Below are 14,664 nucleotides of genomic sequence, written 5' to 3'. Positions count from 1 at the left end.
CCGTGTCATCGAAGCCCTGTCTTTCATCCCCCGGCGGCACAAGCATGCCGAGTATGAAAAATGGCCGGTGACTCGACTGGGTCACCTTCTCGAAGCACAATCGCGGCACCATATGAGAACGAAGCCAGCACAAATGCAAGTGAATTGTGTGCCGCGGGATTTTCAATCTCTTGCTGCGTAAATGGATGCTGAAGGCGGCTCAAATCCACTTCGTGGTCGACCGGGGCGCACGCCATTTCTGCGCAAAAGAAAGCCGCCAGCGAAAAGCGCCAATCGCCTCAAGCCACAGATTCCCTGAAGCAGCGTCACAGCCTCTTATGATGAGATGGGCTTTGACGGTCTATGCGGATTTTGGGATGGCCGATGAGGTAAGTCTATGCCAAATGTGAAGTATTAATGTTATCAGTGTTTTGTGGCGTGGTGATCGCCTGGAGGTATCCAGAAAATACTGCTCGGTGGCGACCGTTCGATCGGCACCGAGCACTGCCAACTCCTGGCGATTCCGTTGGTTCTACGTTCTACTCATCGCGCAGCCGTCCGCCCAGAGCAGCGGCGGCGCTGGCAATGAAGGCGCCGATCACCAGTGACAGCGCGGCCATCAGGGCGAAGGCAATGCCGGCCTTGCGAGCCTTGTCGGCAGCCTCCTGGGCCTTCGCTTTGGCGTCATTGACCTGTGCAAGCACGCTATTGACGCGGGCCGTGGCATCGGCTTCAGGGAGGCCTGTGTGTGCAGCTACCAGTTGTCCGAGATAGGTTCGGTCGGTAGGCGACATTTCGCCGGCAGCGGCGCTGGCGATCAGGATGCGCGAGACCTGCGCGGTGACGGCGGCATCGCCTTCGGCGCCCGGAGCGGCGAGGCGGGTCGGATCGTTCGGCCGGAATAGGGTATCGACGAAGTAAGACATGGCGTCGCTGCCGCTATTCTCATTTGAGCTCGAGGCAGTTCCAGCCGAGGCTCCCATGGCCGCGCCGGAGGCAACATTGGAGGCGGCTTGCACGCCGGTTCCAACCGCGGAGGTCAGGCTGGAGCTTGCCATGCAGATCACAAGCAGCGTTGCCAGCGCCCAAGCCATGAGACCGTGCGCCGTGTCGCGGAAAAAGGTCTCGTCGGTGTGGACACCCACCCACTTGGTGCGCAATCGCCCAGTCATATAGCCCCCAAGAGCGGACGACAGCCACTGCACGACGATCATCCAGATCGCGGCGGAAACGGCAAAAGTGGTGACGCCAGCTCCTTGATTGGCCCACGGGGAAATCATCGTTAGACCAAGACCGGAGCCCAAAAATATCAACACCACGGTGAGCGCGGCGGCTGAAACGGCACCGGCAATAATCGCGCTCCAGCTGACGGCGGAGGACGAAGATTCAACGGGTGGCGCATCATCGAAAGCGGGAAGAGCGGAAGCCATGGTGTTCTCCTGTCGACGATTGGGAAATGCCCAGATCCACGGAGGCCTTCCGCCGCAAGCTCGGCCGCCGCGATCGACGATCGCACCATACCGGGCGTTTCGCACCGAGTGAACTTTGCGACGGAAAGACCATGGCTAATAAGCGTCGCTGATGGAAAAAGGTTCCGCCGCTACTGCAACTTGAGTTCGCTGCTGGGTAGGTTGGAGCGTAAGGAGATGGTTTACTCCGAGGCTGAGGTAGCGGACGGCATCGCCGCCTCTGCCTTCAGCCAGTCTCCGAACGAGCGGACGATCCGCGAGCGGACCCTGGCTTCGGGATAGACGAACCAATAGGCCTTGCCGGCGTCGAGCGGTCGCTTGGTCAGCAGCACCAGCTGTCCGGACGATAATTCCGTTTCGATCATGAAGCGCGGCATCAGCGCCACGCCCATTCCGGCGACAGCAGCTTCCGCGATCATTGAAAATTGGTCGAAGCGCGAGCCGCGATAGGCGCCGGTGGTCGCAATGCCTTCGGCGGAGAGCCAGTCGGCCCAAGCGGTTGGGCGGCTCGATTGATGGAGAAGTGGGGCTCTTGCAATGGCGGCAAGATCGCCGAGGCCAAAACGGTCACGCACGCCAGGCGCTGCCACAGGATAGATCTCTTCGATGCAGAGGAATTCGCAGATCGCGCCTGGCCAAGTCGGTTCGCCAAAATGAATGGCGGCGTCGAGCGGGACGTCGTTGAAGGAGAACGGCTCGTTGCGGACGGTAAAGTTGACGGTGACCTGCGGATGGTCGGACAGAAAAAGCGGCAAGCGCGGGACCAGCCAGCGCGCTGCGAAGGTGGGCAGTACGCCCAGATTTATGACCTCGGCGCCGCCGGCGCTGGCCATGGTGCGCTCGGTGGCCGTTGCCAAACCGGCGAGGATTCGTGCGACCTCCAACCGATAGGCCTCGCCGGCATCGGTGAGGAAAACGCGTTGATTGATCCGCTCGAACAGCGGCAATCCGAGCCTGGTTTCCAGCTCGCGGACCTGCCGGCTGATAGCTCCTTGCGTCAGGTGCAGTTCGGCGGCGGCGCGCGAGAAGCTGAGATGGCGGGCAGCGCTCTCGAAAGCAACGAGCGCACCGATCGACGGCAGGAGATCGCGGGCCATTCGTGGATCCGATCATGAGTTTTTCTCATGAGCCTACCAGAAATCATCGTTTGCAGGGTAGGGGGCTCGGGACAATAACCTATCAGCAGTTAAGCCCAGCGTGCCGCCGTGCTCCGGCCGGCGCCGCCGACGAGAGTGTCCGATGTCCGCTTCCAGTCTTGCCAGGGAAACCGCCGATCTTCTCGCCCGCCTCGGTGTCGCCGAAGGTACCTATATGGGCGGCAGCCTTGCCGTATCATCGCCCATCACCGGCGAGCGGATAGCCGAGGTGCGCGAGACCGACGAGGCCGACTGCGACGCCGCCATCGCCGCCGCGGAAGCCGCCTTCCGGACTTGGCGCTTGGTGCCGGCGCCCAAGCGCGGCGAGTTGATCCGCCTGTTCGGTCTTGAGCTGAGAGCGGCCAAAGTAGATCTCGGCCGGCTCGTCACCATCGAGGCCGGCAAGATCGTCTCCGAAGGTCTTGGCGAAGTGCAGGAGATGATCGACATCTGCGATTTCGCGGTCGGTCTCTCCCGTCAGCTCTACGGCCTCACGGTTGCGACAGAGCGCCCGAGCCATCGCATGATGGAGACTTGGCACCCGCTTGGTGTCGTCGGCATCATTTCGGCCTTTAACTTCCCGGTCGCCGTCTGGTCGTGGAATGCCGCCATCGCACTGGTCTGTGGCGACACTGTCATTTGGAAGCCGTCGGAAAAGACGCCACTCACTGCGCTGGCCACCCAGGCGCTGTTCGAGAAGGCCGCCGCCAAGGCGGGAGCGCCGGCTGGCCTGTCTGCTGTGATCATCGGTGGTAGGGCGATTGGCGAAGCGCTGGTCGACGATACCCGCGTCGCGGCCGTGTCGGCCACCGGCTCGACGGCCATGGGACGCGCCGTGGCGCCGCGTCTCGCCGCTCGCTTTGCCCGCGCCATTCTTGAACTCGGTGGCAACAACGGCGCCATCGTCGCGCCGAGCGCCGACCTTGACCTTGTGGTGCGCGGGGTTGCCTTCGCCGCTATGGGGACCGCCGGCCAACGCTGCACCACACTCAGGCGTCTGTTCGTGCACGACAGCGTCTACGACAGCCTGCTGCCTCGCCTCAGGAAGGCCTATGCCTCAGTGACGATCGGCGATCCACGCGAGGCTGGTACTCTGGTCGGGCCGCTGATCGACAAAGCCGCATATGACCGCATGCAGCAATCGCTCCAGAGGGCACGGGATGACGGCGCTGTCCTCCACGGCGGCGAACGCACTCGCGAGGAACTGGGTAGCAACGCTTTCTATGTCAGGCCGGCGCTGGTCGAGATGCCGGCACAAACCGAGGTCGTCGCGACCGAGACGTTTGCGCCAATCCTCTATGTCATGCGCTACACCGACTTCGACGCGGCGCTCGAAGCGCACAACGCGGTGCCGCAGGGTCTCTCTTCGTCGATCTTCACCAACGACCTGCGTGAGGCCGAGACCTTCCTGTCGGCCAAGGGCTCGGATTGCGGCATCGTCAACGTCAACATCGGCCCGTCCGGCGCCGAGATCGGCGGTGCCTTCGGCGGCGAGAAGGAAACCGGCGGTGGCCGCGAGGCCGGCTCCGACGCCTGGAAGGCCTACATGCGGCGTGCCACCAACACCATCAACTACGGTCGCGACCTGCCGCTGGCGCAGGGCGTCAGCTTCGACGTGGAGTAAGGCGATGACGATCCGCATTATTGTCGCAGGGGCAACCGGCTGGACCGGGAGCGCCGTGGCCAAGGCGGTGCTCGCCGCCGATGATTTAGCTCTCACCGGCGCCGTTGCCCGTTCGGCGGCCGGTCGCGACATCGGCGAGGCATTGGGGGGTGGTGCCGTCGGTGTGATGGTCGTTGCCACGGTGGAGGAGGCGCTGAAAATTGGCGCCGACGTGCTTGTCGACTACACATCGCCGCTGGCCGTGAAAGCCAACGCGCTTGCGGCAATTTCAGCCGGCGTAGCTGTGGTGATCGGCACGTCGGGTCTTTCAGCTGACGACTATGCGGAAATCGACACCGCGGCACGGACTAAGAACATCGGTGTATTCGCCGCCGGTAACTATTCGATCACCGCTACGCTGATGACCAAGTTCGCTCTAATGGCGGCCAAATACGTCGCTGACGTCGAGGTCATCGACTACGCCTCGGCCGGCAAGCCGGACACGCCGTCCGGCACGGCGCGCGAGCTGGCCGAACGGCTCTCTGCCGTGCGACAGCCGGCCACTTCAAAGCCAGTAAGCGAACTCGGCGGCGTCCGTGAGACGCGTGGCGGTGCAATCGGCGCGGTGCAAGTGCACTCGCTGCGCCTTCCGGGTTACGTCCTTTCCTGCGAGGCACAATTCGGTGCGCCGGGCGAGCGGCTTCTCATACGCCATGATGCCGGCTCCGACGCCGCGCCCTATGTCGCCGGAACACTGCTTGCCGTACGGCACGTGCGGGAGCAAGCGGGCCTTCGGCGAGGGTTGGACCTGTTGATCGATTGACGCTTTTCTTGGTGCTCTGGTTGAGCTCTGACCGCATTGTCTTGGGAGTTACCTAACTTGTCCCCCTCTATCTCCTCCCGCACCGGCGGCCAGATCTTGATCGATCAACTCGTCAAGCAAGGCGTCGAGCGGCTCACTTGCGTACCCGGCGAATCCTACCTCGCCGCTCTCGATGCACTGCACGGCAGTCCGATCGACGTTCTGGTTTGCCGCAATGAGGCCGGAGCCACCATGATGGCCGAGGCCTATGGCAAGCTCACCGGTAAGCCCGGCATCTGCTTTGTGACGCGGGCGCCAGGCGCCACCAACGCCGCGCCGGGGCTGCACATTGCCGAGCATGACTCGACACCGCTGATCCTGTTTGTCGGTCAGGCCGAGCGCGGCATGTTGGAACGCGGTTGTTTCCAGGAGATGGACTACAAGGCGGTGTTTGGCTCCATCGCCAAGTGGGTTGTGGAAATCGACGACCCCCAGCGCATCCCCGAGCTTGTCGCCCGCGCCTTCCGCGTTGCCATGCAGGGCCGTCCGGGACCGGTGGTGGTGTCATTACCCGAGGACATGCTGACCGAGACCGCCGAGGTCGCCGACGCGCCAGTCGTCGAACCGGTCGAGATATGGCCAGGCCTTGCCGACCTTGCCCGGTTGCAGAAGCTTATCTGGGAGGCAAAGCGACCGTTGGTCGTCCTCGGCGGGTCACGTTGGAGCGAGCGGGCGCGGCGCGAGGTGATCCGCTTTGCCGAGCGCTTCGACTTGCCAGTGGTGACCAGCTTCCGCCGGGCCTCGCTGTTCCCCGCCGATCATCCCAACTATGCCGGCGACCTTGGCCTTGGTCCCAACCCGAAACTTGCCGCGCGCATTCGTGAGGCGGATGTGTTGCTCGTCATCGGCGGCCGACTGTCGGAGTCGCCGTCCTCGTCCTACACGCTGCTCGATATTCCCCAGCCAAAGCAGACGCTGATCCACGTCTACCCCGATCCGGAGGAGATCGGCCGCGTCTATCAGCCGGCGCTCGGTATCGTCGCCAGTCCGCACGCCTTCGCCTCGGCTTTGTCCACCGTGCACCCACCGGTCGAGATCCGCTGGTCTGCCGAGACGAAGACGGCCCGCGCCGACTTCCTCGCCTGGACCGATAAGCCCACCGTGCTGCCGGGCGAGTTCCAGTATGGCGAGGCCATGGTCTGGTTACGGGAGCACTTGCCGCCCGATACGATCATCGCCAACGGTGCCGGCAATTACGCCATCTGGGTGCATCGCTACTGGCGCTATCGCAGCTTCACCGGCCAGTTGGCGCCAACCTCGGGATCGGTTGGCTACTCCGTACCGGCCGGCGTCATGGCCAAGCGGCAATTTCCCGAGCGGCCGGTCGTGGTCTTTGCCGGCGATGGTTGCTTCCTGATGAACGGGCAAGAATTTGCAACTGCGGTGCAATACGATATTCCGGTGGTGGTGATCGTCGTTGATAACGCCATGTACGGCACCATCCGCATGCATCAGGAGCGCGAATATCCGGGCCGCGTCTCGGCCACCTCGCTGAAGAATCCTGATTTCGCGGCGCTGGCGCGCGCTTACGGTGGGCATGGCGAGACGGTACGGACCACGGCCGAATTTGCGCCGGCCTTCGAGCGGGCAATGGCCTCCGGCAAGCCGGCGATCGTCCATTGCTTCCTCGATCCGCAAGCGGTGACTCCGGCGAAAACGCTCGACCAGTTCGCCGGCCGCGCCTGATACCAAGATGCATTGAAAATGACTATTGGTATTCTGCTTGTCGATTTCGCATGCCACTGATGCAAATGAGAAATCGACAATGTTTCAATGAGCGGATGCGTCAGCATCTTCGCGAATTGGTATGAGCAAAATGAAAAGGCCCGGCCTTGATATTGGCCGGGCCCCTCGTTCTGATCTCTTGCCGATCAGTAATCGGCGTGGATGTCGTTGTCCTTGGTCTCCCGGACGAACAGCATGCCGATCACCAGCGTGATCGCTGCCACGACGATTGGGTACCAGAGGCCGTAGTAGATATCGCCGGTGGCCGCCACCATGGCGAAGGCGGTGGTCGGCAAGAAGCCGCCGAACCAACCGTTACCGATGTGGTAGGGCAGCGACATCGAGCTGTAGCGGATGCGCGTTGGGAACATCTCCACCAGGATCGCGGCGATCGGCCCGTAGACCATGGTCACGTAGAGCACCAGCACGAAAAGCAGCAGCGTCACCATGACGAGGTTGATCCGCGCCGGATCGGCTTTGGCCGGGTAGCCGGCGGCGGTGATGGCGTCGGTCAGCGACTTAGTGAACACCTGTGCCGGCGTCGAGCCGTCGGCACCGGCCGCGGTTCCGAAAGCGACCGCGGTGGCGCCGATCTTCACGGTCGCTGGCGTACCGGCCGCCGCCGTCTCGTTCTCATAAGGCACGCCAGCCTTGACCAGAGCCGCTTTAGCGACGTCGCAGGAGGTGGTGAATTTCGATGTACCCACCGGGTTGAACTGGAATGAGCACTCGTTCGGATCGGCGACGACGGTTACCGGAGAACTGGCGACGGCCTGCTCGAGCGCCGGGTTGGCATAGTGGGTGATACCCTTGAAAATCGGGAAATAGGTGAGGCAGGCAAGTAGCAGACCCAACATGATGATCGGCTTGCGGCCGATCCTGTCCGACAACGAGCCGAAGATCACGAAGAAGGGTGTGGCAATCAGCAAAGAGGCGGCGATCAGGAGATTGGCGGTCTGGGCCTCTACTTTCAGCGTTTGGGTCAGGAAGAACAGTGCGTAGAATTGGCCTGTGTACCAGACCACCGCCTGACCGGCGACGAGACCGAACAGGGCAAGCAGAACGACCTTGAGGTTCTTCCAGCGACCGAAAGCCTCGGTGAGCGGCGCCTTGGAGGTTTTGCCCTCGGACTGCATGCGTTGGAAGGCAGGGCTTTCGCTGAGCTTCATGCGGATCCAGACGGAGATCGCCAACAGCAGGATCGACACCAAGAAGGGAATGCGCCAGCCCCAGGCGTTGAAGTCGTCAGCGGACATCGCCGCGCGACAGCCGAGGATGACCAGAAGCGACATGAACAGGCCGAGCGTCGCCGTCGTCTGGATCCATGAGGTATAGGCGCCGCGGCGATGATCGGGCGAGTGTTCGGCGACATAAGTTGCCGCGCCGCCATATTCGCCACCAAGCGCCAGGCCCTGCAGGAGGCGCAGCAGGATCAAGATTACCGGCGCAACCATGCCGATGGCGGCATAATTGGGAAGAATGCCGACAATGAAGGTCGACGCCCCCATGATCAGGATAGTGACGAGGAAGGTGTACTTGCGACCGATCATGTCGCCGAGCCGGCCGAATACCAGGGCGCCAAATGGTCGCACTGCAAAGCCGGCGGCAAAGGCGAGCAGGGCGAAGATGAAGCCGGCCGTCGGATTGACGCCGGAAAAGAATTGGGCGGCGATAACCGCCGACAGGGAACCATAAAGATAGAAGTCATACCACTCAAAAACGGTGCCGAGCGACGAGGCGAAGATGACGCGCCGCTCCTCCTTAGTCATCGATGTTGATAAGGGTGACTTCGTCGGGTCGACGGTGACATCTGTCATCGGAGCTCCTCCCAGAACTTGACGCTTTCCCCTGGTCCGTCCGTCGATCGAATTCGATCGCCGGCTCCACCCGGACTCGAGAGCGGAACGTAATACTACGTATGCGGGAGTTGTGCGTGAAGATACCGATGGCGGAATCTTTAGTCTACAAACGATGTGCTTAGCGGAAACGCCGCAGACTGATCTGGCGGCTCTCACTGCTTCGACATTCGCATCCGCTAGCAATCTATTGTTTTCATTGGATATTGCGAACCCGACATTTGAACTGATGACGCATGTCGATCGAGCCCCAAATGTCGAATGTGCTCAACTAACCGCCAGGCGTACGCCTAAGCGCTGAGGAGTCGAACTTGCCCGATCGCATGATGTGGCGCCACGCGGCTTCCACGTCGTCAGGGATGTCGACGTGCGGCAGGAAGCCCTTGCCGCGCGGCCCATAGCCGTTTTGGTCGTCGGTAAGACGTTGGATTTCCCCAGCCAGCAGTGAAAGGAAGCGCTCCGGCGTCCACTTGCGGCTATTCGGGCTCTGGAGAAAGTCGATTCGATTGTTGCGGTAACCGACGCGCGGCACCTGCACTGGCCAGTTGGTGATTGCCGGACATGCCGCATCCGCCCAGGCCTGTCGGAACGAGGCGTCGGTGCGCCGTTGCATCAGCGGATCCTGCACGAGCAGCATCGACGTCGGTGCAAAGCCGATGCTGTCGAGAAAGCGTCGGCTGAAAAGGCCGTTCTCACCGCAATTTGTCGAGGCATCCTCCAGCAGCAACCGCGACTGATCGAGGCCGAGGAACATCGCAGCGATGTCGCCGAGCAGGCGGGCTTCGGATGTTTGGCCGGCCAGCGCCTTGCGGTAAACCGGGTGGGCGTCGACGGCTGCGGCCAGCAGCGGGGTCGAATGACCAATACCGCCGGAAATCAACAGTGGCGCACCGGTTGTCCTGGCCTTCTTCACCGCGCCCTCCAGCGTCCACAGCAGCGCGTTACCGGCTAACACGACAAGATCGAATACGGGCGTATTGTGCAGGCCCTTGTCGCTGAGGTCGTCGAGCGCCAGAAAGTGGGCGACGGCGTTGAGCGCCACGATATCGTCGGTGTCGAGCGGACCGTAGGGACCGAAGAAGGACATGAGAAGCTTTTCCGTGTGCCGCCGTCGAGGGAGGTGACGGGCTGTCACAACTTGTACGATCCACGATGACAGCGGCCTATCCGTGGCAGCGCTCATTGTGATGGATCAACCGACCCTAATCGATCCAGCCGTATAGGCGCCCGTCTGTATCGCCAGACCTATGCTTGTTTTCCTGTTGCGGGCAATCTGCCGAGAAGATAGGCAACGGTCAGTCCCGCGGGCGGATGGGCCGCCCGCTGAAGGAACCGGAGAGTCCCATCATGGCGATCACTCGCATCGAGCCCGGCAAGCGCATGAGCAACGCCGTCGTCCACAACAAGACCGTCTATCTCGCTGGCCAGATCGGCTCGCCAAAGGGCGACGTCAAATCGCAGGCCGCCGAGGCGCTCGCCGAGGTCGACCGCCTGCTCGCCGTTGCCGGTACTGACAAGACGCGCATACTGCAGGCCATCGTCTGGCTCGCCGACATGGCCGACTTCGCTGCCATGAACGAAGTGTGGGAAGCTTGGGTCGCTCCCGGCAACACTCCGGCTCGCGCCACCGGTGAGGCCAAGCTGGCCGCGCCGGAATATAAGGTCGAGTTCATCATCACCGCCGCCCTTCCGGATTGATCCGGCGCCGGCCGCTCCGATTATTTCGGGCTTTCCTTGATCCGGCTCGACGAGCCTGATCAAGGATGTCCGGCTAAAGCAGTTTGGAGCGTTCTCATCGACCGATCGTTTCGATCGGCTCTGTGAACGCTCCAGAAACTGCGGTCGGAGTGGAAGAGTGTCACTCCCGCGTGGTATCAGGAAAATCGCGGTTTGCCGCGCCTGTCCGGAGTGTCTGGCCCTTGCTCAACACTGAGATTCCTGGCTTCGTCTGGGCCTATCGTTTTGACGCCGTGACCGGCGTCGGCCATCCCTTGCCGCCAACCACGCCGCGTGAGGATCTGATCGTCGACGAGGGCTTCGTCTGGCTGCATCTGGCCCTCAGCGATGCGCGCGTGCCAAAGTTTCTCGAAGGCTTTGCCGATCTTCCCGACGAGGCACAGGCAACGCTGACCGACCGCGATAATCATGTGGTGCTTGCGTCCGACGACGGTGTGCTGCACGGCGTATTCACGGATATCGAACGCGCTTTCGATTACGAGACCAATGATATCGGTTGGTTTCGCTTCGCGGCGTCCGAACGGTTGATTGTCACGGCCAGGCTGCATCCTCTGCGCTGCGTGGAAGCGGCCCGGCTTGCCGTCGACCGTGGATTTGCCATTCATGGAACGGTCGGGGTGTTTGCCGCGGTCGTGACCGAGTTTGAGAAGGTGATCGACACTCTCATTCTCGAGATGGGCGACGAACTCGATCGTATCGAGGATTACGTGTTCGAGACGGCGCCGCGCGACGAGCGCCGCCGCCTCGGCCCGGTTCGGCGCACCGTTGTGCGGTTGAACCGCCAACTCAGGGCCTCAGTCGCTCTGTTCCGCCGCTATCAGCGGTGGGATGAGCGGGATCCGCTGCCGACTGGCACGGTAGAGATGGCCGAAACACTCGCCGATCTGCTCGGTTCGGCATCGCAGGAAATGCAGGGGCTGCAGGATCGAGCCCGCCTGCTGCATGAAGAAATCGACTCCAAAATCTCGTCGGAAACCAACCGCCATCTCTACATACTGTCGATCATGACGGCCTTCCTGCTGCCGCCGACGCTGGTGACCGGCTTCTTCGGCATGAACACCGGCGGATTGCCTTTTGCCGGCGAGCACTTCGGTACGTTGGTCGCGTTTTTTCTTGGTGGGGCGTCCATCTGGGGCGCCTGGTGGTTCCTGAAGAAGGTCGGCATTCTCTGAAAGCAAAAGGACCGCCGCCTCGGCATTGCCAGCAAAAGTGTTTTGCGGTTTGCGTCGAGAATTGCGCCAAACGTTGAGACAGAGAATTTCCAGAGACATGGAATCCGCTGGAAACTCCCAAAAGACTGTCGCCTGTCGCTCACTCGGCGGCGCGGGCAAGTCCCATGCGTGGGAAGGCCATGCCATTTTCGTCGAAGAGATGCAGCCGCTCGGCCGGCGCCGTCACGGTCAGCGTTGCCCCCTTGGCAATATCCACATCGCCATCGATCTTGACCGTGATCGGTTCGGGAAGGCCGGTGTCGAGGTAGACCAGCGTGACCTCGCCGAGCTTTTCGACGATTGATACCTTGCCGGTGAACAGTCCCGGCCCATCGGTCGGTACGAGATCCTCCGGGCGCACGCCGAAGGTCGCTTTGGCATCGACATAGGTGGCGGGGACCGAGGCGTTGACAATGACCGGATTGCCTGTTTCCGGCTGCACCGTTGCCGGCGTGCCAGCGCTGGTGATGGTTGCCGAAACGATATTCATCGCTGGTGAACCAATAAAGCGGGCAACAAAGAGGTTGTCCGGCGTGTGGTACAGCTCCATCGGCGTGCCGACCTGTTCGACCACGCCATAATTCAGAACAACGATGCGGTCGGCGAGGGTCATCGCTTCCACTTGATCGTGGGTCACGTAGATCATCGTGGTGTCGGCCATGCGTTCGTGCAGCTTGGCGATCTCAAGGCGCGTGGCGACGCGCAGTGCCGCGTCGAGGTTGGACAGGGGCTCGTCGAACAGGAACACCTTGGGATCGCGGACGATAGCCCGGCCGATGGCGACCCGCTGCCGCTGGCCACCGGAAAGCTGCTTGGGAAGGCGGTCGAGATAGGGCGTGATCTGCAGCATGTCCGCCGCTTCTCGGACACGCTTTTCCTGCTCGCTTGGCGATGTCTTGGCAAGCTTCAGGCCGAAGGCCATGTTTTCATAGACGGTCATGTGCGGATAGAGCGCGTAGCTCTGGAACACCATGGCAATACCGCGCTTGGACGGCGGCAGCGCATTGACGACGGTGCCGCCGATCTCGAGTGTGCCCTCGGTGATGTCCTCCAGCCCGGCGATCAGTCGCAGAAGCGTTGATTTGCCGCAGCCGGAGGGGCCGACAAAGACAAGGAACTCGCCGGACTTGATGTCGAGATCGATGCCGTGCAGAACCTGCACCGCGCCATAGGCCTTCTTGACTTGCTTGAGCTTCAGTCCGGCTGACATGCGTAATTCCTCCCGCAATTCCGAAGGGTTCTCCCAAACCCGGTTCATGGAGCCGGCCGTTCCACTGGGGAACGGCCGATCTTCTTTCAGATCATTTCAGCTTGGCAATGAAGGCGCTTTCGGAGGGCAACGTGACCATGTCGTCGGCGACCCTTGATGCAAAGCCAAGGTCTGCGATGTCTGCTACGGAATGGCCTTCCGGTACCTGAAAGCCCGCTCCCATGGAGCCGAAGTTGAAGACGCAGAGCACCTTTTCGCCGTCCGCCTCGCGCAAGAAGGCAAGAATATCGCCCTCTGAAGCAAGGAACCGCACCGATCCCTTTGACAGCGCCAGGCTCGCCTTGCGCCAAGCGATCATCGCCTTGTAGGTCTCGTATTGGCTTCCGGCCTTGCCGACCTGCTGATCGGCAGCCTTGGCAAGGTGGGCCTGCGGCACCGGCAGCCACGGCTTGGCAGTGGAGAAGCCGGCATTCACGGCCTCGGCTTCCCAGACCATTGGTGTGCGGCAGCCGTCGCGTCCCTTGAACTCCGGCCAGAAGCGGATGCCATAGGGATCGACCAGATCCTCAAAGGCAAGATCGGCTTCGGTAAGGCCCAGTTCGTCACCTTCGTAGATGCAGACCGAGCCGCGCAGGCTGAGTTGCAGGGCTGCCATGAGTTTGTCCTGCTGCGCCGGATTCTGCGCGAAGGGCAGGAAGCGCGTCGCGTATCGGACGACGTCGTGGTTGGACAGCGCCCAGCATGGCCAAGCATCGCCGGCTTGCGCCTCGAAAGTCTTGAGCGTCTTCTCGACATAGGCCCGCGTCGGCTCGCCGCCCAGAAGGTCAAAAGTGTAGCTCATGTGCAGCTTGTCGCCACCCGAGGTGTAGGCAACCATCGTCTTGAGTGAGCGGTCGCCGTCTCCAATCTCGCCCACCATGGTGGAACCGGGATACTGGTCGAGCAGCTTGCGCATCCGCTTCAGGAATTCGAGGTTCTCCGGCTGGCTCTTGTCGTAGATATGGTCCTGCCGAAGATAGGGATTGACCCGCGGTGCGTCGATGGCGTCAACCGGCCGCGTTTGTGGCGGGTTGGGCCGCAGTTCCTCGTCGTGAAAATAGAAGTTCACTGTGTCGAGCCGAAAGCCGTCGACGCCGAGGTCGAGCCAGAACTTCAGCACATCGAGCAATGCGTCCTGTACCGCCTGGGTATGGAAATTGAGATCGGGTTGGCTGGTCAGGAAGTTGTGCAGATAATACTGGCAGCGGCGGGTATCCCATTCCCAAGCCGAGCCGCCGAATACCGACAGCCAATTGTTGGGTGGCGTACCGTCCGGCTGAGAATCCGCCCAGACGTACCAATCCGCCTTGGGATTGATCTGATCGAGTCGGCTTTCCGAAAACCAGGGGTGCAGGTCGGAGGTGTGGCTCAGCACCTGGTCGATAATCACCTTGATGCCACGCCGATGCGCCTCGTTGACCATTGTTCTGAAGTCGTCGAGCGTGCCAAAGATGGGGTCGATATCGCAATAGTCGGAAACGTCGTAGCCGAAGTCCTTCATCGGAGATTTGAAGAAGGGTGACAGCCAGATGGCATCGACGCCAAGATCCTCGAGATAGCCGAGACGAGCGGTGACGCCTGCAAGGTCGCCTATCCCGTCGCCATTGGAGTCCTGGAACGAGCGTGGATAGATCTGGTAGATCACCGATCCACGCCACCAATCGGGATCGGCGGCTCGGTTGGCACGTGCGGTGGCTTGGTCAGGCATAGTCATCGTCAACTGGTCTTTCTCTTCGTCGATGCCGGCGGGGAGGGCGTCGGCACAATCCATTTTGTCCGGGCAACGCTGTAGGCACAAAGCGGGTGCACCGCTTTGTCGCCGTTTGTAGGGGCGATC

At 61.8% G+C, this 14,664-nt stretch carries 11 protein-coding genes; 5 read left to right on the top strand and 6 right to left on the bottom strand.

Going from position 1 to position 14,664, the window contains the following annotated elements; genetic code table 11:
* Positions 1-518 precede the first annotated feature (518 nt).
* Positions 519-1,409, bottom strand: coding sequence for a hypothetical protein (locus AB6N07_RS17485; protein WP_370674341.1), 891 nt, complete (start codon positions 1,407-1,409; stop codon positions 519-521).
* A 221-nt stretch (positions 1,410-1,630) separates the two neighbouring features.
* Positions 1,631-2,545 carry a LysR family transcriptional regulator gene (locus AB6N07_RS17480; protein ID WP_370674340.1) on the bottom strand — a complete coding sequence of 305 codons (915 nt, stop codon included), beginning with the start codon at positions 2,543-2,545 and terminating at the stop codon, positions 1,631-1,633.
* 142 nt (positions 2,546-2,687) lie between these two features.
* Between AB6N07_RS17480 and AB6N07_RS17475 the strand changes: the two genes are divergently transcribed.
* The 3 genes from AB6N07_RS17475 to AB6N07_RS17465 are packed head-to-tail and all read left to right on the top strand — an operon-like array spanning position 2,688 to position 6,735.
* Positions 2,688-4,208, top strand: a complete 1,521-nt coding sequence (locus tag AB6N07_RS17475) for an aldehyde dehydrogenase family protein (RefSeq protein WP_370674339.1) — start codon at positions 2,688-2,690, stop codon at positions 4,206-4,208.
* A gap of 4 nt (positions 4,209-4,212) precedes the next feature.
* A complete protein-coding gene (gene dapB, locus AB6N07_RS17470) occupies positions 4,213-5,010 on the top strand; it encodes a 4-hydroxy-tetrahydrodipicolinate reductase (protein ID WP_370674338.1) in 798 nt (265 codons plus the stop codon).
* Positions 5,011-5,067: 57 nt separating this feature from the next.
* The gene (locus AB6N07_RS17465) at positions 5,068-6,735 is read left to right on the top strand and encodes a thiamine pyrophosphate-binding protein (protein ID WP_370674337.1); all 1,668 of its coding nucleotides are present in this window, start codon (positions 5,068-5,070) and stop codon (positions 6,733-6,735) included.
* 185 nt (positions 6,736-6,920) lie between these two features.
* Here AB6N07_RS17465 and AB6N07_RS17460 read toward each other — a convergent pair whose 3' ends face one another.
* Positions 6,921-8,591 (bottom strand): MFS transporter, encoded by a 1,671-nt coding sequence (locus AB6N07_RS17460; RefSeq protein ID WP_370674336.1) that lies wholly within the window; start codon positions 8,589-8,591, stop codon positions 6,921-6,923.
* 310 nt (positions 8,592-8,901) lie between these two features.
* A complete protein-coding gene (locus AB6N07_RS17455) occupies positions 8,902-9,717 on the bottom strand; it encodes a YdcF family protein (protein ID WP_370674335.1) in 816 nt (271 codons plus the stop codon).
* A 260-nt stretch (positions 9,718-9,977) separates the two neighbouring features.
* On the opposite strand from AB6N07_RS17455, the gene AB6N07_RS17450 reads away from it, so the two are divergent.
* Together AB6N07_RS17450 and AB6N07_RS17445 are read left to right on the top strand one after the other, a co-directional pair.
* Positions 9,978-10,328 (top strand): RidA family protein, encoded by a 351-nt coding sequence (locus AB6N07_RS17450; RefSeq protein WP_370674334.1) that lies wholly within the window; start codon positions 9,978-9,980, stop codon positions 10,326-10,328.
* Between the two features lie 221 nt (positions 10,329-10,549).
* Complete coding sequence (locus AB6N07_RS17445; RefSeq protein WP_370674333.1) at positions 10,550-11,539, top strand: transporter; 990 nt, start codon at positions 10,550-10,552, stop codon at positions 11,537-11,539.
* A gap of 139 nt (positions 11,540-11,678) precedes the next feature.
* On the opposite strand, the gene AB6N07_RS17440 is transcribed toward AB6N07_RS17445, so the two are convergent.
* Together AB6N07_RS17440 and AB6N07_RS17435 are read right to left on the bottom strand one after the other, a co-directional pair.
* Positions 11,679-12,788, bottom strand: coding sequence for an ABC transporter ATP-binding protein (locus AB6N07_RS17440; protein WP_370674332.1), 1,110 nt, complete (start codon positions 12,786-12,788; stop codon positions 11,679-11,681).
* 91 nt (positions 12,789-12,879) lie between these two features.
* Positions 12,880-14,535: an alpha-glucosidase family protein gene (locus AB6N07_RS17435; protein ID WP_370678273.1), complete on the bottom strand. Its 1,656-nt coding sequence runs from the start codon at positions 14,533-14,535 to the stop codon at positions 12,880-12,882.
* Between the last annotated feature and the right edge of the window lie 129 nt (positions 14,536-14,664).

This window comes from Pleomorphomonas sp. PLEO, assembly GCF_041320595.1.
Taxonomy (GTDB): domain Bacteria; phylum Pseudomonadota; class Alphaproteobacteria; order Rhizobiales; family Pleomorphomonadaceae; genus Pleomorphomonas.
This window is presented reverse-complemented; position numbering and strand designations above follow the sequence as displayed.